This is a genomic window from Stenotrophomonas sp. I18B00994 (assembly GCF_014145825.1).
Taxonomy (GTDB): domain Bacteria; phylum Pseudomonadota; class Gammaproteobacteria; order Xanthomonadales; family Xanthomonadaceae; genus Stenotrophomonas; species Stenotrophomonas maltophilia.
This window is the reverse complement of sequence record NZ_JACIUW010000007.1, coordinates 19,421-36,814: the sequence shown is the minus strand read 5'-3', so window position 1 is coordinate 36,814 and position 17,394 is coordinate 19,421. Positions and strand designations below refer to the sequence as shown.

Below are 17,394 nucleotides of genomic sequence, written 5' to 3'. Positions count from 1 at the left end.
CCCGAACGGGGTAGGCGCCTGGTGCCGTGGTCGGCTATCACGCCGGCATGTCCTGTGGAGTCCGGCCATGCAGCGCCTGTTCGTGATGTTCCCCGACCGCGGGCCGGGCATCGGCCTGCTGTGGCTGCGGCTGTGCGTGGCCGCTGCATTGTGCACGCCGGGCACGCACGCGGGCTGGCTGTCGGCGCTATGCCTGCTGGCGGTGGCGATGCTTGCACTGGGCGTATTGACGCCGCTGGCGGTAGTGCCGGCAACACTGGGCCTGTATGCACAGGCACTGCCGTGGCCACTGGTGGTGTTGCCGCTGGCCTTGCTGGCGCTGGGCCCTGGCGCTTATTCACTGGATGCGCGGTTGTTCGGGCGCCGCCTGCTCGGCCGTCGGCCTCCCCCATTCGGGTAGGTGCTGGCCTCGACCGACGGGGGTAGGGCATCACGCAGGGGTCACGCACCATGGGGCATCCCTTCGCGGCGTCCCGCATGGCCACCATCCTTCCGCCTGATCCGCCCGCCGCTTCACTGGCGCCGCAGCAGGTCGCCGCATTGCAGCGTGCATTGCGCTATGTCGATGAACACCTGTCACAGCCGCTGCGGGTCACCGAACTGGCGGCCGTCGCCTGCGTCAGTCGCTTCCATCTGGTGCGCCTGTTCCGCAGCGGTACCGGCGCCAGCCCGCTGCGCTATGTACGCCGTCGCCGTATCGAACGTGCGCGCCAGCTGTTGTCGGCCCAGCACCTGCCGATGTCCTGCCTGGCGCAGCAGCTCGGCTTCTTCGACCAGAGCCATTTCGTCCGCAGCTTCCGCGCCGAGACCGGCTGCAGCCCCGGCCAGTACCTGGCCGGCGATGCAGCCCTGTTGCTTCCCCCTGATCGTGTTTCCAACGGAGTTCACCCATGAGCCTTGCCACCGCCACGCCCGCCCCGGCCCTGTTGTCGCCCACCGACCATGCCCTGGTGCTGATCGACTTCCAGTCACAGATGGCATTCGCTACCCATACCATCGACATCTCCGCGCTGCGCAACAACGTGTCGTTGATCAGCAAGGGTGCCAAGGGCTTCAATGTGCCGGTGGTGCTGACCACGGTTGCAGAAGCGTCGTTCTCCGGCCCGATGTTCCCGGAACTGCCGCAGATCTTCCCAGGCCAGCCGGTGTTCGACCGCACCTCGATGAATACCTGGGAAGACCGGGCGGTGATCGACGAGATCAACCGCATCGGCAAGCGCCGCCTGGTGCTTGCGGGCCTCTGGACCAGCGTCTGCATCGTCGGGCCGGCGCTGTCGGCGCTGGCGCAGGGTTTCGAGGTCTACGTGATCACCGATGCCTGCGGCGATGTCAGCGAAGAAGCGCACGAGCGTGCGATCACCCGCATGGTGCAGGCCGGCGCGGTGCCGATGACCAGCGTGCAGTACCTGCTTGAACTGCAGCGCGACTGGGCACGCGGTGAAACCTACGACCTGACCACCGGCATTGCCCGCGACCATGCCGGCGGCTACGGCATCGGCATCCAGTACGCCAAGCGCATGTTCGGCGCGCAGGAAGGCGGGCACTGAGCATGCTGGCTGGCCATGGCCTCGACCTGGCCCTGCTGATGCTGCGCGTGGCGGCAGGAGGCTTCCTGCTGCCGCACGCATTGGGCAAGCTGTTCGGCTGGTTCGGTGGACCGGGGCTGTCCGGCTTCGCTACCGAGCTGCGCGGCTTCGGGCTGCCAGCGGTGGCACCGTTGCCGCTGTTGCTGGCCCTGCTGCAGGTGCTGTCCGGGCTGGCCGTGCTGCTGGGCTGGCAGACCCGCATCGCCGCGCTTGCAGCGGCTGCTTTCATCGGCTTCACCGTCCTGTTGGCCCTGCCCAGGGGCTGGTTCTGGATGCGCGGTGGCAGTGAGTACCCGTTGATGTGGACCACGGTACTGCTGGCCATCGCGTTGGCCGGGCCCGGCACCTGGGCACTGGACGTGCACCGCCTTCCGGGAGACCTCGCATGAGTCACGATCCCCTCGATCACGGCCGCCGCAACGTGCTGCTGGCCAGCGGCGCCGCTGTTGCGCTCGGTCTGGCCGGCCGTGCCGGTGCCGAACTCGATTCCACTTCCAAGGAGCGTCGCATGAGCACGCTGGTCATCCGTAATGCCCGCATCACCACCCTCGACCCGCAGCAGCCGCATGCGCAGGCGCTGGCCGTGCAGGAAGGCCGCATCGTCGCCGTCGGCAGCGACGAGGAGATCATGCGTGGCTGGGGCAACGAAGCGACCTTGATCGACGCCCAGGGCCGGCGCCTGTTGCCCGGCCTCAACGACAGCCACACCCACCTGATCCGCGGCGGCCTGAACTACAACCTGGAACCGCGCTGGGACGGCCTGCGTTCGCTTGGCGACGCCCTGGACATGCTGAAGGCCCAGGTCGACCGCACGCCCGCACCGCAGTGGGTACGCGTGGTTGGTGGCTTCACTGCCGCGCAGTTCAACGAGAAGCGCTTGCCGACCCTGCAGGAGCTCAACGACATCGCGCCGGATACACCGGTGTTCCTGCTGCACCTGTATGACCGCGCACTCCTCAACCGTGCCGCGCTGCGCGCCTGCGGCTACACCAAGGACACGCCGGATCCGCCGGGCGGGCAGATCGTGCGTGACTCGCTGGGCAACCCGACCGGGCTGCTGCTGGCCAAGCCGAATGCGTTGATCCTGTACGCGACGCTGGCCAAGGGACCGCGCCTGCCGATCGAGTACCAGGCGAACTCGACGCGCCACTTCATGCGCGAACTGAACCGGCTTGGCATCACCTCGGTGATCGACGCCGGCGGTGGCTTCCAGAACTATCCCGAGGATTACCAAATCATCGAGCAGCTGCACCGCGATGATCAGCTGACGGTGCGCATTGCCTACAACCTGTTCACCCAGAACAAGGGCAGGGAAGTGGATGACTTCCGTGGCTGGAGCGAGATCCTGCAGCCGCGCCAGGGCGATGACCTGCTGCGCCACAACGGTGCCGGCGAGATGCTGGTGTTCTCCGCCGCCGACTTCGAACTGTTCAACGAGCCCCGCCCGGAACTGTCGCCGGAGCTTGAGCCGGAACTGCACGACGTGGTGAAGCTGCTGGTCGAGAAGCGCTGGCCGTTCCGCATCCACGCCACCTACGACGAGAGCATCACCCGCATCCTGGATGTGTACGAACAGGTCAACCGCGAGGTGCCGTTCGATGGCCTGCACTGGTTCATCGACCACGCCGAGACCATCACCCCGCGCAACATCGAACGCATCCGTGCGCTGGGTGGCGGCATTGCCGTGCAGCACCGCATGGCCTACCAGGGCGAAGCCTTCGTCGAGCGCTATGGCGTGCAGGCCGCGCGGCATACACCGCCGGTCAAGCGCATGCTGGCCGATGGCGTACCGGTCGGTGCCGGTACCGACGCCACCCGCGTGGCCAGCTACAACCCGTGGGTGGCGTTGTCCTGGCTGGTGACCGGGCGCACCGTGGGCGGTCTGGCCCTGTATGGCGATGAGAACCTGCTCGAACGCGAGCAGGCGCTGCGCCTGTGGACCCAGGGCAGCGCCTGGTTCTCCGGCGACGAAGCGGTGAAGGGCACGCTGAAAGCCGGTCAGCTGGCTGATTTCATCCTGCTCTCGGCCGACTTCTTCCGCGTGGATGACGCGCAGATCGCCGACATCACCAGCGTGCTGACCGTGGTCGGCGGACGCATCGTGCATGCAGATGCCGACTATGCAGGGCTGGCGCCGCAGCTGCCGCCGGCGATGCCGGACTGGTCGCCGGTCAACCGGTTCGGTGGCTACCACGTCGGCGGTGCCGCCACCGGCTTGGCCACCGCCCATCGCCACCATCACGGCGTGGCCTGCAGTACGCATGGCGCTCACGGTCACGCCGCGCAGCATGCGGCGCCCACCGATGACCTGACCGCGTTCTGGGGCGCGATGGGATGCTCGTGCTTCGCGTTCTGAGCCTGGCGCTGCTGACCGTGCCATCGCTGGCGCTGGCGTGCGGGGGTGGCCGTTGCGCTGACGCCGGTGACGGCCAATTGCAGTGGGATGCGTCACTGCGCCTGCGTGGCCTGTACTACGATCCGACCCGGTTCGGCATCGGTGGCAGCGAAGATGGCCATGGCCTGCTGCGTGCGCTGGCCTCGGCCACCTATGTGGAGGACCGCTGGCAGGCAAAGCTGCAGCTGGGCGTGCATGCCGAGAATGGCAAGGCCGGCGGCCCGGGCCGCACCGACCGCAGCGCATTGGACGTGCAGCAGGCGTACTGGCGCTGGCAGCGCAGCGGCTTCCACCTGCAGCTCGGTCGGCAGGAAGCCGGCTACGGAAGCTCACGGCTGTTGTCGGTGCGCGATGGGCCGAACATCCGCCTGGCCTTCGATGGTGCGCGCCTGGGCTGGAAGGGCCGCCTCGGCACGCTTGATCTGATGGCACTGCGACCGGTGCAGAACCGGCCGGGCGCCTTTGATGATCGAGGGGAACACGGTGCCCACCTGTGGGGCGCCTACGCCACCACGGCACGCGGGCAGGGCGCAGGACAGTGGGACCTGTATCTGCTCGACTATCGCCGCGAGGGTGCGCGCTTCGCGGCGGGCTCCGGCATCGAACGCCGGCAGACCGTGGGTACACGCTGGTTCGGCCAGGCCGGTGCACTGGACTGGAACAGCGAGCTGGTGGCGCAGGGCGGTGAACTGCGAACGGCCGTCGGCACGCTCGATATCCGCGCCTGGACGCTGGCCACCGATACAGGGTGGCGCCGGGCGGAGCTGCCGCTGCAGCCGCGTCTGGGGCTGAAGGCCGACATCGCCAGTGGCGATGGCAATCCGCGGGACGGCCGCCTGGGAACCTTCAATGCACTGTTCCCGAAATCGGCCTACTTCAGCGAGGCCAGCCTGCTGGCCCCGGCCAACCTGATGGACGTGCAGCCGACCCTGAGCCTGCGCCTGCACGACACGGTGACGACGGAGCTGGGCGTACAGATGGCCTGGAAGCATCGTCGCGCCGATGCGGTCTATACCACGCCGGCGCCGTTGGTGGCGTTGCCAGGCAGTGCCGGTGCTGCGCGCCGCATCGGTAATCAATACAAATCCGAAACCCGCTGGCAGGCCAGCGAACACTGGCAATGGCAGCTGCAGCTGGCCTGGGTCGATGCCGGTCCTGCGCTGAAGCAGGCCGGTGGCCAGGACACGCTGTTCGCCTCGATCGTTGGAGCATGGCAATGGTGAACGCAAGCGCGTCGCAACCCCCCGTACAGGCCGCAGGTGCCTGGTCCCCGCTGAAGATCCAGATGTTCCGCTCGATCTGGCTGGCGATCCTGGCCAGCAACATCGGCACCTGGGTCAATGACGTGGCGGCCGCCTGGGTCATGGCCGAACGTACCGGTTCGCCGTTGATGGTGGCGCTGGTGCAGTCGGCCACCACGGTGCCGATCGTGCTGCTGGCACTCGCCGCCGGAACGCTGGCCGACATCGTCGATCGCCGCAGGTACCTGTTGGCGACCCAGGGCTGGATGCTGCTGGTCGCGGCCGTGATGGCGGCGCTGACTGCGATGGACATGCTGACTCCGCAGCTGCTGGTACTGCTGACCTTCTGCATGGGTTGCGGTGCAGCGATGGCAATGCCGGCGCAGGCCGCGATCGTGTCCGAGCTGGTGCCGCAGCCGATGCTGGCCTCGGCGGTGGCGCTGAACTCGATCGGCATCAACATCGCCCGCTCGATCGGCCCGGCCATTGGTGGCGTGATCGTGGCGCAGCTGGGTGCGGTGTGGGCGTTCGGCTTCAATGCCATCACCTTTGCCGCGATGCTGTTCGTGGTGTGGGGCTGGAAGCGTGATCCCAAGCAATCCAGCCTGCCACCGGAGGGCTTTGGTGCAGGGCTGAAGGCGGGCCTGCGCTATGCCAGCCGCGCTGGACGCCTGCAGGCCGTGCTGATCAAGTCGGTGGGCTTCTTCTTCTTTGCTGCGGCGATGAATGCACTGCTGCCGGTGGTGGTACGCGGCCAGATGCAGGGTGGGGCGGGGCAGTACGGCATGCTGCTGGGCTGCATCGGTATCGGTGCCGTAGGTGGTGCCTTGCTGCTGCCGAAGCTGCGCGCGCAGTTGGATCGCGACCTGCTGGTGCTGCTGGCCACGCTGTCGCTGGCGCTCAGCCTGGTCGGGCTGGCGCTGACCCGCAGCTGGTACGTGCTTCCGGCTGTGATGCTGGTCAATGGCTTCGCCTGGATCACCGTACTGTCGTCGCTGCAGATCGCCGCGCAGACGGCGGTGCCGGCATGGGTACGTGCGCGTGCGCTGGCGCTGTACATCATGGTGTTCTCGGCCGGCATGGCGGCCGGTGGCCTGAGCTGGGGCGCGCTGGCACAGCGCACCTCGCCGGAGCTGGCGTTGCTGGTGGCTGCCGCAGGTGCGGTGATCGGCGGACTGCTGGTGTGGCGCGTGCGGATTGCTGGCACCGAGGATCTGAACCTGCGTCCGGCCGGGCATTGGCCCGCACCCGAGCTGTCGGTGCCGGTGTCGAACGATCGCGGCCCGGTGCTGGTCACCATCGAGTACCGCATCGACGGTGCTGATCGTGCCGCGTTCCAGTCGCAGATGCGCGCGCTGGGCACGATCCGCCGCCGCGATGGCGCGGTGGTCTGGGGCGTGGTCGAGGACGTGGCCAGTCCAGGCATCCACCTGGAGTATTTCGTGACCCCGTCGTGGCTGGAGCACCTGCGCCAGCACGAACGCATCACCGCTGATGACAAGGCCATCCAGGAAGTGTTGCGGGAGCTGCATCGCGGTGAGCGTGCCCCCGTGGTGCGTCACTTCGTGGGTGGGCATGACCCGCTGCCTGCCGCCGTGCCGCATCACCACACCGACATCTGACCCGCCGGTGGTAGAGCCGGCCGCTGGCCGGCTGTGCGTGATCACGATGGGTGATCGGGGTTGCCGGCCAGCGGCCGGCACTACCGAAGCAGAGGCGGTTGACCCGCCGGTGGTAGAGCCGGCCGCTGGCCGGCTGTGTGTGATCACGATGGGTGATCGGGGTTGCCGGCCAGCGGCCGGCACTACCGAAGGGGCGGCGGCACCGGTGCAGCGCCGCCGCGGTACATCAGCTGCGCGCGAACGCGAGCAGGTCGGCGTTGAACTGGTCGGCGTGGGTGACGGTCAGGCCATGCGGCGCACCGGCGTACACCTTCAGCTCGGCATCCTTGATGATCTGCGAGGACAGCTTCGCCGAGGCATCGAACGGGACGATCTGGTCGTCATCGCCGTGCACCACCAGCGCCGGCACGTCGATCTTCTTCAGGTCCTCGGTGTAGTCCACTTCCGAGAATTCGTGCACGCAGTCGTACTGGCCCTTGACGCCGCCGAGCATGCCCTGCAGCCAGAACGAATCACGCATGCCCTGGGTAACGGTATTGCCATCGCGGTTGGCACCGAAGAACGGTGTGCTCAGGTCCTTGAAGAACTGCGAGCGGTCACCGCCCGTGCCCTTGCGGATGCCGTCGAATACTTCCAGCGGGGTACCGGCCGGATTGGCGTCGGTTTTCAGCATCAGCGGCGGCACGGCGCCGACCAGCACCACTTTTGACACGCGCTTGCTGCCGTGGCGGCCGATGTAGTGGGCCACTTCGCCGCCGCCGGTGGAATGGCCGACCAGGATCGCGTCCTTCAGGTCCAGCGCCTCGATCACCGCGGCCAGGTCATCGGCGTAGGTGTCCATGTTGTTGCCATCCCAGGTCTGGCTCGAACGGCCGTGGCTGCGACGGTCGTGGGCGATCACGCGGAAGCCGTTCTGGCCCATGAACAGCATCTGCGGGTCCCAGGCATCGGACGACAGCGGCCAGCCGTGGGCGAACACGACCGGCTGGCCGGTGCCCCAATCCTTGTAGAAGATGCGGGCGCCATCGGCGACGGTGACGTAATTGCTCATTGCGGGTTCCTTGGCGGAAGGGAGGGAAGGCACTGGCAGCGGTGCCGGTGCCTTCGGCAGTACATCGCAGTGCACATCGGACGGCTTGCACGGCTGTGCTGGATTGCCCGGACTGTGACGCGTATCGCTCTGGCACGAAGCGGCCACCGCACAGACGATGGCGGCAGCTGGTCGAGGAGCCCCCGATGCCGAGAATGCGATGCAGCCCACTGTTGTGCCTGATGCTGGTCACGGCGGTTCATGCGCAGACCAACGTGTATAAATGCGTGGACGGGCCACATCCGGTCTATCAGCAGACACCCTGCCAGGGGCATGCGGAATGGCGCTGGGAGGTGCCCGAGGAGCAGTCGCTGTCACGCGGACCGGTGCCAAAGCCGGCCGGCGCGGGCAGCGCGGTGCCGGCGCGACCGCGCACCGTGCGCTCGGGGCGGCCGCAGGCCGCGCTGATACCCATCAGCACGGACCCCAGGGCCTGTGAGCGCGCACGACAGCGCCGCGGGGAGGTGCTGGCCAAGGCCAAGCGCCTGGACTTCGTACAGCGTCGGCAGCTCGATGACGCGGTGTACGACGCGTGCCGCTGAATCCGGTAATGATGGAAACGACAACGGCGCCCAACGGCGCCGTCGTGCGGGACTACTGTGCGCTGGCCTTCAGCGCCCGTCGCTGGCGGCAGCCGGTGCCGGCGAAGGCACGCTTTCCGGCTTGGGCAGGCTCAGTTCCGGGTTGCCCTGTTCGGCCTGCAGGATCTGGATGCGGCGCTGCAGGGCGTCCAGCTGGCTGTTGGTGCTCTGCACGTCGGTGCTGAGGCTGACCGCCTGCTGCTGCGCCTGCTGCAGGGCCGCGCTGACCTGGGCCGACTGCGCCTGCTGCTGTTCCATTTCCTGCTGCAGGGTGCGCAGGCGCTCCTCGTTGTAGGCCACCAGGCGCTCGGTGTAGCGCTTGCCGGCTTCCAGGCGGGTCGTATCGATGTAGACCTGCGCCAGCTGTTCCGATTGCTGGGCAAAGGTGCGGTAGACGCGCTCGGCGTTGTCGACCGCATCGGTCTTGATCACCCGCCAGAAGTTCTTCTCCTGGAACAGGGCGACGTAATAGGTCAGGGTGTTGGCGTTGAACAGCAGGCTGGCGCCATAGTTGCCGTTGTAGGTCGTGCGCAGCTCGGTCAGCTGGCGCGAATCCATCAGCTGCTTGAGCTCGTCAACGGTGTTGCGCACCACCGGCGCGCTGCGTGCGGCCGGCTCTGCGGCTGCTTCGCGGTCGCCACGGGCAGCCATTGCCGCCGGTGCCACCAGCATCATGGCCACGGCCAGCAGTGCCGCGCCGCGCGCGTGCCGGGCGAAGACCGCGCCCCCTGAAGTTTCTCGCATGTCTAGACCATCCACGGATGAGTGTGGGTTGAGATGAAGGTGGTTCCCCGCCGGGAGTCTAGCATGGGCGCAGGCGCCGCCAAGGGCGCCCGTCACGGGTCAGTAGACCAGCTGCGCCGCGCTGCACTGGATCGACTGCACGTTGACGTCGGTGCGGCCGAGTTCCAGGCCCAGCACGCTCGCCAGCAGGTTGGTCAGCAGGGTGCCGACGCTGTTGAGCACCGGCCGCAGGGCGGTCAGGATCGGCTTGAGCAGCGTGCACAGCAGGCCGCTGCAGCTCACGCTGCCATCCGGATTGGTGACGCCGGTTCCACCGGTACCATCGAGGAAGCCGGCCGGCGCGGTCTGGATGTACGAGGCCAGGTTGTTGCGTACACACCCGTTGTAGTCGATCAGGTTGCCCAGCAGGCTGTCGCAGCGGTTGATCAGCAGGCCGCCCACCAGCGATCCCAGCAGCCCATCGAGCACGCCCAGTCCCTGGCCGGTGACGGTCACCTTGAACGCGTCCCAGACCGGACCGTCCTTGTGGCAGGTGGCCAGGTTCAGCAGGCCGCAGGCGTAGGGCAGGCCTCCGGGTACGGTCCAGCTGTTGAGCGGGGCCAGTTGCCGGCTTGCGTCGCCATCGCGCAGCAGTGGAATCAACTTGTCCACCTCATAGCGGGTGTTCGGCGGGAAGGCCGCCTGCAGGTAGCGGTCGGCCAGTGCCTTGGCAGTGTCGTTGGCGCTCATGCCCTGCTTGGGTGAGCTGAGCATGCCTGACAGCACGCGCAGCAGTTCATTGACCAGGTCAGACACCGCGTTCCCTACTGCCAGCGGGTTGATCCGGGTCGAGGCGGTCTCGCCGGCGGCCAGGGTCAGGTTCTGGGAGCTGGTCAGGGCGGGCAGGGTGATCCTGTCATTGATCAAGGGTTGTCCGAGTAGTCTCAGCAACTGCTCGTTCTTCAGGGTGGCGTCGCAGACATTGCTCCTGGAAAAGCGTTGCGCCGGGTCGACATTACCGACGCAGGCGCGCAGCACCGACGAATCGACCTGGATGGTGGCCTTCGGTGGACTGGCGCCGCACTGGATACCGGTCAGCGTGCCCATCGCGTTGGCGACATCGACATGCAGAGGCAGGTGCAGGCGCGTGCCGAGCAGGTTCAGCAACGGGCCCACCGCGAACAGGTTGTTGCTGTCCACGTCCACCATCAGCCGCACCTGCGCGTTGTACGCGCGTGTGCCGACGCCACCGATGGCGATCGAGGGCGGTTCCACCACGCCGGCCTGGATGTTGATGCCCAGCAGGTCCAGTCCCTTCACCGCAACGCCATTGCCGTCGTTGGCGATGGAGATGGCGGTACTGATCAGGTTGAGCACGTTGACCTTCGTTTCCAGCGCGCTGCCGATCGTGCCATCGGGCGAGACCACTTCGGCGAACAGACCGCCGCCACCGGACTGGCTGCCCAGCACGATGTTGAGCTTGTTGATGTCCAGCTGGGTGGCGACCAGATCGGACAGTGCACGCAGCTGTACGCCCACGGTGCTGTCGCGGCCGACCACGGTGGCGGTGGCATCGACCAGCTGTGCCAGCGAGACCTTGTTGACCGACAGCAGCCGGTTGAAGTCAGCCACGCTGAGGTTGGCGCTGACCGGGATGTTCAACGCCTTGAGCAGGCCCGACGGCGTGACGTTGGCCTGGGCGAGGCCGTCATAGGACAGCACGGTGGCGTTGGTCACATCCAGGCCGACCAGGCGCAGGGTCGACAACAGTACCGAGTCGCCATTGGTGCGCAGCAGCTGCGAACCGACCGCGAATACTGCAGTGGGCTCCGAACGGCGGGCTACGGCCTCCACGCTGACGGTGGGCAGGCCGGTGTTCTGGCCGAAGAACGGCAGCACGCTGCGCTGCGCGACTACCTGCACGGCATTGCGCGGGTTGCTGGCATCGACGGTGGTGACGAAGCGGTTCGACGTGCTGCGTATGGCGCTCCAGTTGCCGCAGCGGATCTGCACGGTGCCTGCAAACCTGTTCTGGGTGACCGCGCTCTGCCGCGCTGCACTGTTGTCGCTGTTGTCAGACGTGCACAGCTCCAGCCGCTGTGCACCGGCCAGTGCAGCGAGGTCCGCGACTTTCTGTGCGTCACGCTTGGCCCAGAACAGATAGCCGATCTCTACCAGGCCCAGCATGGCGAGCAGCGCCAGCATGACCAGCATCATGGTGACCGACATGCCGCCGCGTGGGCGGCCGAAACTGAACTGGCGTGGGCGTTTCATGGCCTACCTCAGCGTCCCGATGAGGATGATCCCTTGGACTTGGCGACATCGGTTTCAAAGAAGTCCGGGATCTCGTGTTCGAAGCTCTTCATGTAGCGGGCGTAGCTCAACGTGGCCTGGTCGCCGAGGATCGGCAGGCGTTGCCCGGCCTGCTGCCCTGATGCCTGCAGGTGGAACAGGTCGCGCGTGGTGTCGCCGATCTGGCCGCGGCCGGGTCGCGCGGCTGCAGCGTTGCCGTCGGTGGTGGCGACCGCTGCAGGCGCCGCCTGCGGCACCGGTGCCGGCGGGGTCGCCAGGTCCACGGTGGCCAGTGACTCGGACTGCAGCGGCTGCGAAGCCGGCGCAGCGGGCGTGCTGCCGCCAAGCATCTGCCCGGTCAGGGGTTGCTGTTGCGCCTGCGCGCCGCCGGTCAACAGCAGGCAGGCCAGTGCAGGCAACAGGTGTCGGGTCAGGGGCATGGCGCTCATGGAGTGTTTCCGTTCGGCTGATCGGAGGTGCTGAAGCGTTCCAGCATCGAGGGCGGCAGGCGCTGCGGATCGCGCTCATCGCGGCTGTCGCGGCGTGGTTCCGCCGCCAGTCGCGTGGCGCCGGGCCGGTTGCTGCCGGCATCGCTGGCGGTAGCACGCGCGGGGGCCGGCACGACTGCGGCAGCTGCCGCGGCGGCCTGGCGCTGCTGCAGGCGGGCACGGATCTGCGCGGCCTGTTGCTGGATGCTGCGGCGGGTGTCCTCGTTGAGATTGGCCTGTCCGGCGAGGCGCTCTGCAGTGGTGGTGTCGCCACGCAGCTCCGCCCACAGGGCGAGGTTGGCGGTGGCCTTGGCATTGCCTGGAGACAGCTCCAGCGCCTTGGCCAACGGTTCACGCGCCTGTTCGAACTGACCTGCACGCAGACGTGCATAGCCGAGATCGCCCAGGTAATCGGTGTTCAAGGGCTGCAGCTGCGTGGCCCGGGCCAGTGCCTCCTCGCTGCCGCCATCATCGTCACGGCGCGCGGCGATCAGGCCCAGGCCGTGTGCGGCGGCAGCGGCCTGCGGGCCACTGGAGAGCTCGTGGTACAGGGCGATGGCAGCGTCGGCCTGGCCGGTCTCGCGCAGGGCGTCGGCCTGCAGCAGGCGCAACGCCGGCGGGTCGCCATAGCGCTGGCGGAAGGCATCGACGTGGGCCAGCGAGGCATACCAGGCACCCTGCTGCTGCATGCGCCCGATCAGTTCCAGGTAGGCATTGCGGCTGTCCTGCGGCGCCGGTTCGGGCGCGGCCAGGCTGGGCGCGCGCAGGTACTTCGGCGTGGTCGACGCACAACCACTGGCGACGGCGGCAAGGGCGAGCAACAGGCAGGAGGTGCGCAGGGCAGGCATCAGGGCGATCCCATCTTGGACATGGTGGTGGCCAGCGCGACCAGCGCCGGTCCGGCAAGAACCAGCATCAGCGCTGGCAGCAGGGTCAGCATCATCACCACGGTCATCTTCACCGAGAGCTTGCCAACCTTTTCCTTCAGGGTGTTGCGGCGCTGTTCGCGCAACCGGATGCTGAACTGCCGCAGTGGTTCCTGCACTGCGCCGCCATGCGCGTGCACCTGCAGGATCAACTGCATCAGGCTGGTCAGGTCATCATCCGCGTAGACCTCGCTCAGCCGGCGCAGGGACTGCGCGCGCGTGCGGCCATGGGTGTACGCGACATTGGCCTCCTGCAACTCGCCGCCAAGCACCGGCAACGCGTCGCGCAGCTTGTCGCCCAGTGTCTGCAGGCTCTGGTCCATGCTGAAGCCCACGCCCTGCAGCAGGCGCAGCAGGTCGATCAGCAGGGGCAGCTCGTTGTCGACGGCGCGCCGGCGCCGCTTCACCCACGAAGAGAGGATGAACTTCGGCAGCAGCAGGCCTGCCGCGAGCGCACCGATCACAACCATCATCCTGGCCAGCCCCTGGGTGCTGCTGAACGCCAGGGCCAGCACCAGCACCAGCACGCCCAGCAGCAGGCGCAGGCCAAGATAGATGGCGGTGCCACGACGTGTGTTCCAGCCCGCCAGGTCCAGCAGCAGCCGGTCTTCATTGGCCAGCAATGCAGATTCCAGGCGGCCGCCACTGAGCGCGCGCCCGAAGCGTTCCAGCCAACCCAGCGAATCACGGCGCGCGGCCTCCGTGTCGCGCGCCTCCTCCCGCGGTTGCAGTGCGGTCTTCAAGGTGGCCGAAGTGCGCTGTTCGCGATGGCTGCGTACCCATCCGGCGATGCCCAGCAGGGCAACACCGGCGGCCAGAACCAGCAGCGACAGGGCAAACCAGGTGCTGGCACTCATCGGGTACCTCCGTGGCGGATCCGGGTGGTCATAGCGACTTGGCCAGGCGGTAGAGCAGGAACGCGCCAAACAGCTCCAGCCCCAGCGCGATCAACAGGATCTTGTGACCCAGCGGATCGTGCAGCACCGGCTGGAAGAATTCGGGGCTCGATATGGCCATCAGCACCGCGCTGGCCGGTGGCAGCAGGCCGAGCACCCAGGCTGACATGCGCGTTTCCGACGTGGTCGCGGCCAGCTCCTGCTGGGCCTGCTCCAGGTCGCGCATGAAATCGCCCATGCGCTGCAGGATCTGATCGGAGCGTCCGCCGATGCGTACGCTGACACCGATCACGACGGACAGCACCTTGAGCACATCCATCCGGTAGGGCTGTGCCGCCAGGCTCAGGGCACGGTCCAGGTCCATGCCGCTGCGCGCGTAGCGCACGGTGGTGTCCAGCAGTCCGCGCAGCGGCGCGCTGGTCTGCATCGATGCCACCTGGAAGGCAGCCTGCAGGCTGTTGCCGAGCGCGGTCAGCCGCACCAGGTTGTCGAGGAAGTCGGGCAGCTGGTGCAGCAGCTGTGCACGCAGTTTCGTGGTGCGGCGCATGACCCACAGCCAGCAGGCCAGCAGGTACAGCAGCAGGGTCAGGGGGAACATCCACGCCGTACCGAGCCTGAGCATGGCCACGACCGAAAGCACCAGTCCCGGCACCAGCACCATGATGGGCAGCTTCCAACCCGTCTGCAGGCCCGCACGTTGCAGCAGGCCGTCCAGCGGCAACACCCGGCGCCCGGCACTTGCCGGTCGCGCCGGGTCGTTGGCGGCGGCTACGGATGCCCCGGCCGGGGCTCCGCCACTGGCGCCTCCGCGAGCCAGCTGCTGCTCGGCGTGCTGCAGCGAAGCCTGGCGTTGCTCCCGGTTGCTGGCGGTGCCCCACAGCCATACCGCAAGCGCCAGCAGCACCGAGATGATGCTCAGTACACCCAGCATCAGGCCCGTGCCCATGCTCAGAAGTCTCCGTACAACGATTCGCGCAACTGCTGCCGGAACGGCTCCAGCTTGTGCGAATGCGGGTGGAAGCCCAGTCCGATCCAGCGATCGATTTCCTTGCCGTTGCCATCGATCTGCAGTTCGTGACGGAACATTTCCTGGGTCGTGATCAGGTTGTCACTGACACCGGTGATTTCCGTGATCGAGACCAGCACGCGCCGGCCGCTGCCCAGCCGCGAGATCTGCACGATGAAGTCGATGGCGCTGGCGATCTGCCGGCGCAGGCTGTCCTCGCTGCCCTGGAACCCGGCGAAGCCGGCCAGCATCTCGATGCGGTACAGGCAGTCGCGCGGAGAGTTGGCATGGATGGTCGCCATCGAGCCGTCATGGCCGGTGTTCATCGCCTGCAGCATTTCCAGTACTTCGGCGCCGCGCACCTCGCCGACCACGATACGGTCCGGGCGCATGCGCAGGCTGTTGCGGACCAGGTCGCGGATGCTCACCGCGCCATGGCCTTCGGCGCCACCGATGCGGCTTTCCAGGCGGACCACGTGCGGGTGGTTGAGTGACAGTTCGGCGGTGTCCTCGACGGTGATCACGCGTTCGTTCGGCGGCACGTAGCTGGCCAGTGCGTTCAGCAGTGAAGTCTTGCCGGAACTGGTGCCGCCGGACACCAGGATGTTGCAGCGGCCCAGCACCATGGCCTTCAGCAGCGCCTGCATCGGCGCATCGAAGGTGCCCTTGGCCAGCAGCTCGTCGGGGGTGAACGGATCCTTGCGGAACTTGCGGATGGAGACCATCGGCCCATCCACTGCCAGCGGCGAGATGATCGCGTTGAGGCGGCCGCCGTTGGGCAGGCGCGCATCGACCATCGGGTTGGAGTCGTCCAGTCGGCGGCCCGGCGGCGCGAGGATGCGGCGAAGGATGCGCAGCAGGTGGGTGTCGTCGGTGAAACGCTGGGTGGCGCGCTTGAGCTGTCCTCCCTGCGAGACATGCACATCCTTGAACCCATTGATCAGGATGTCCTCGATCGTCGGGTCGTGCAGCAGGTCGTCGAGCGGGCCGAAGCCGGTCAGCTCCTTGACCAGGCCTTCGGCCACCACCTGCATCTCCTCCTCGTTGATCGGGATGCGCCATTCCTGGATGAAGCCCACCGTCTGCACCTGCACCCAGCGGGCGATGGTGTCAGGGGCCCAGGAATCGATGTCGATGCGCTCGTCCTCGATGCTGTTGAGCAGGTGCTCATGGGCGGCCGACAGCACTTTCTGGTACTGCTCGGTCTGCGCGAACGGCAGGTGGGCCGGGGCGCTGTCGGGCAGCACCGGGCGGGTGGCGGCATGCGGGAACGGGGTTACCTTGTCTTCCATTGCGATCCACCCAGGGCAAGGGAGAGTCTTTCCCGCAGGCCATGGGCCTGGACCGCGCAGGCAGCCGGATCCAGGCGCGACACAAGCGGGGCGAGGGCACGCAGGTAGGGGTCGCGCGGTGCGTCCTGCAGCAGCAGATGTCCCTGGCTGGCCGCCAGGCGCACGCGCGGGCGTTCGGGCAGCGTGGCCAGCAGTGGCACTTCGAATCGGCGTGCGATCTGGTCGGGACTCATGCCGCTGCTGTCGTCGTGGCGGTTGATCACCAGCTGCAGGCGCTTCTCCCGTTCGCGCTGGCCGGCCAGGTGCTTCAAGGCCTGGTCGAGCGATACCAGCGTGGCGATCGAGGCGTCCGTGACCAGCCAGATCTCGTCGGCCTGGTCCAGCAACAGCGGCGGTAGCTGCCGCAGCGGGCAGCCACCGGCATCGCACAGCACGCTGGCGAATACGTGGCGCAGGCGCTGCAGCAGCGCAGCCGGATCGGATGGCGGCACCGCATCGCTGCCGCTGGCGCGGTCCAGCAGCACCAGGCCGGTGTCATGGCGAGCCATCGCAGTGCGGGCCAGGGTGGCGTCGATGCGGCTGGCGTTGCGCAGCGCGTCTTCGTAATGGAAGCGGCTGTCCAGGTTGAGGTACAGCGCGAGGTCACCCGAAGGCTGGGCCAGCTCCATCAGCAGGCCGTCCTGCTGCAGTGCCTCGCCCTGCGCCAGCGCACGGGTCTGCTGTGCCAGCACCGAAAGATGCGCGGCCAGCGTACTGGTGCCCACTCCGGCGCGCACGCCCAGCAGTACGATCAGGCGCGCCTTGTGCGCGTGCTGCGCGGCGGCAGCCGGTCGTGGCGACAGCGCGCGGCGCAGCGCGGCCTCGATGCCGACGTTGTCGCTGTCCAGGTCCAGCACGTCGCGCAGGCCCGCCCGCAATGCAATGACGATGCCTTCCACCTGGCCGGTACTGGTGGCACCGACGGCAACCAATGCAAGATCCGGTTCGGTCTGTTGCAGTTGCTGCGCCAGCACGCTGGAGGCGGCGGCATGTTCAGGGCGGAAATCCAGCAGCACAAGGCTCTGCGGCCCGCGTTGCAGGTCCAGAGCGGAGGTCGGCGCGCTGCTGTCCTGCCAGTGCAGGGTAGTGGTCGGCGGCAGTTTGGCCGCCAGCCGGGGCAGCAGTTCGCGATCCATTCCGTACAGGACCAGATTCATCGGCGGTCCTTGCGGATGCAGCGGCTGGGCAGTGGCGTAGGGCATGGGCGTGGTATCGCA

Annotated in this window: 17 protein-coding genes; 8 read left to right on the top strand and 9 right to left on the bottom strand. The window is 67.6% G+C overall.

Features of this window, described 5'->3' with window-relative positions; genetic code table 11:
* Positions 1 to 67 precede the first annotated feature (67 nt).
* The 7 genes from H4O10_RS09360 to H4O10_RS09330 all read left to right on the top strand — a co-directional run bounded on the left by H4O10_RS09360 (position 68) and on the right by H4O10_RS09330 (position 6,844).
* Complete coding sequence (locus tag H4O10_RS09360; protein WP_005413754.1) at positions 68 to 400, top strand: hypothetical protein; 333 nt, start codon at positions 68 to 70, stop codon at positions 398 to 400.
* A gap of 50 nt (positions 401 to 450) precedes the next feature.
* A complete protein-coding gene (locus tag H4O10_RS09355; protein ID WP_012480559.1) occupies positions 451 to 894 on the top strand; it encodes an AraC family transcriptional regulator in 444 nt (147 codons plus the stop codon).
* Positions 891 to 1,547 carry a hydrolase gene (locus tag H4O10_RS09350; RefSeq protein ID WP_012480558.1) on the top strand — a complete coding sequence of 219 codons (657 nt, stop codon included), beginning with the start codon at positions 891 to 893 and terminating at the stop codon, positions 1,545 to 1,547. The genes H4O10_RS09355 and H4O10_RS09350 overlap by 4 nt, the downstream gene beginning before the upstream one ends.
* 2 nt (positions 1,548 to 1,549) lie before the next feature.
* Positions 1,550 to 1,975, top strand: a complete 426-nt coding sequence (locus H4O10_RS09345) for a DoxX family membrane protein (RefSeq protein WP_005410009.1) — start codon at positions 1,550 to 1,552, stop codon at positions 1,973 to 1,975.
* Between the two features lie 119 nt (positions 1,976 to 2,094).
* Positions 2,095 to 3,942 (top strand): amidohydrolase, encoded by a 1,848-nt coding sequence (locus H4O10_RS09340; RefSeq protein ID WP_180845632.1) that lies wholly within the window; start codon positions 2,095 to 2,097, stop codon positions 3,940 to 3,942.
* On the top strand, positions 3,921 to 5,204 hold the full coding sequence (locus H4O10_RS09335; protein WP_099596118.1) for an alginate export family protein: 1,284 nt from the start codon (positions 3,921 to 3,923) through the stop codon (positions 5,202 to 5,204). Before H4O10_RS09340 ends, H4O10_RS09335 begins: the two co-directional genes overlap by 22 nt.
* Positions 5,198 to 6,844 carry an MFS transporter gene (locus tag H4O10_RS09330; protein ID WP_044570429.1) on the top strand — a complete coding sequence of 549 codons (1,647 nt, stop codon included), beginning with the start codon at positions 5,198 to 5,200 and terminating at the stop codon, positions 6,842 to 6,844. The genes H4O10_RS09335 and H4O10_RS09330 overlap by 7 nt, the downstream gene beginning before the upstream one ends.
* Positions 6,845 to 7,070: 226 nt before the next feature.
* Here H4O10_RS09330 and H4O10_RS09325 read toward each other — a convergent pair whose 3' ends face one another.
* Positions 7,071 to 7,895, bottom strand: coding sequence for an alpha/beta hydrolase (locus H4O10_RS09325; protein ID WP_012480554.1), 825 nt, complete (start codon positions 7,893 to 7,895; stop codon positions 7,071 to 7,073).
* Between the two features lie 185 nt (positions 7,896 to 8,080).
* Here H4O10_RS09325 and H4O10_RS09320 point away from each other — a divergent pair, with 185 nt between their 5' ends.
* Positions 8,081 to 8,476 (top strand): hypothetical protein, encoded by a 396-nt coding sequence (locus H4O10_RS09320; RefSeq protein WP_024958102.1) that lies wholly within the window; start codon positions 8,081 to 8,083, stop codon positions 8,474 to 8,476.
* A 69-nt stretch (positions 8,477 to 8,545) separates the two neighbouring features.
* Here H4O10_RS09320 and H4O10_RS09315 read toward each other — a convergent pair whose 3' ends face one another.
* From H4O10_RS09315 to H4O10_RS09280, 8 genes are all read right to left on the bottom strand, one after another.
* Positions 8,546 to 9,259 (bottom strand): DUF2968 domain-containing protein, encoded by a 714-nt coding sequence (locus H4O10_RS09315; RefSeq protein WP_012480553.1) that lies wholly within the window; start codon positions 9,257 to 9,259, stop codon positions 8,546 to 8,548.
* 99 nt (positions 9,260 to 9,358) lie between these two features.
* Positions 9,359 to 11,512, bottom strand: coding sequence for a TadG family pilus assembly protein (locus tag H4O10_RS09310; protein WP_099596120.1), 2,154 nt, complete (start codon positions 11,510 to 11,512; stop codon positions 9,359 to 9,361).
* A gap of 8 nt (positions 11,513 to 11,520) precedes the next feature.
* The gene (locus H4O10_RS09305) at positions 11,521 to 11,979 is read right to left on the bottom strand and encodes a DUF3613 domain-containing protein (RefSeq protein WP_044570426.1); all 459 of its coding nucleotides are present in this window, start codon (positions 11,977 to 11,979) and stop codon (positions 11,521 to 11,523) included.
* Positions 11,976 to 12,866 carry a hypothetical protein gene (locus H4O10_RS09300; protein WP_012480551.1) on the bottom strand — a complete coding sequence of 297 codons (891 nt, stop codon included), beginning with the start codon at positions 12,864 to 12,866 and terminating at the stop codon, positions 11,976 to 11,978. Before H4O10_RS09300 ends, H4O10_RS09305 begins: the two co-directional genes overlap by 4 nt.
* The gene (locus H4O10_RS09295) at positions 12,866 to 13,801 is read right to left on the bottom strand and encodes a type II secretion system F family protein (RefSeq protein WP_012480550.1); all 936 of its coding nucleotides are present in this window, start codon (positions 13,799 to 13,801) and stop codon (positions 12,866 to 12,868) included. The genes H4O10_RS09300 and H4O10_RS09295 overlap by 1 nt, the downstream gene beginning before the upstream one ends.
* 28 nt (positions 13,802 to 13,829) lie before the next feature.
* Complete coding sequence (locus H4O10_RS09290) at positions 13,830 to 14,786, bottom strand: type II secretion system F family protein (RefSeq protein WP_044570423.1); 957 nt, start codon at positions 14,784 to 14,786, stop codon at positions 13,830 to 13,832.
* A gap of 2 nt (positions 14,787 to 14,788) precedes the next feature.
* On the bottom strand, positions 14,789 to 16,138 hold the full coding sequence (locus H4O10_RS09285; RefSeq protein WP_182681005.1) for a CpaF family protein: 1,350 nt from the start codon (positions 16,136 to 16,138) through the stop codon (positions 14,789 to 14,791).
* Positions 16,123 to 17,379, bottom strand: a complete 1,257-nt coding sequence (locus H4O10_RS09280) for a fimbrial protein (RefSeq protein ID WP_012480548.1) — start codon at positions 17,377 to 17,379, stop codon at positions 16,123 to 16,125. Before H4O10_RS09280 ends, H4O10_RS09285 begins: the two co-directional genes overlap by 16 nt.
* Positions 17,380 to 17,394: the final 15 nt, after the last annotated feature.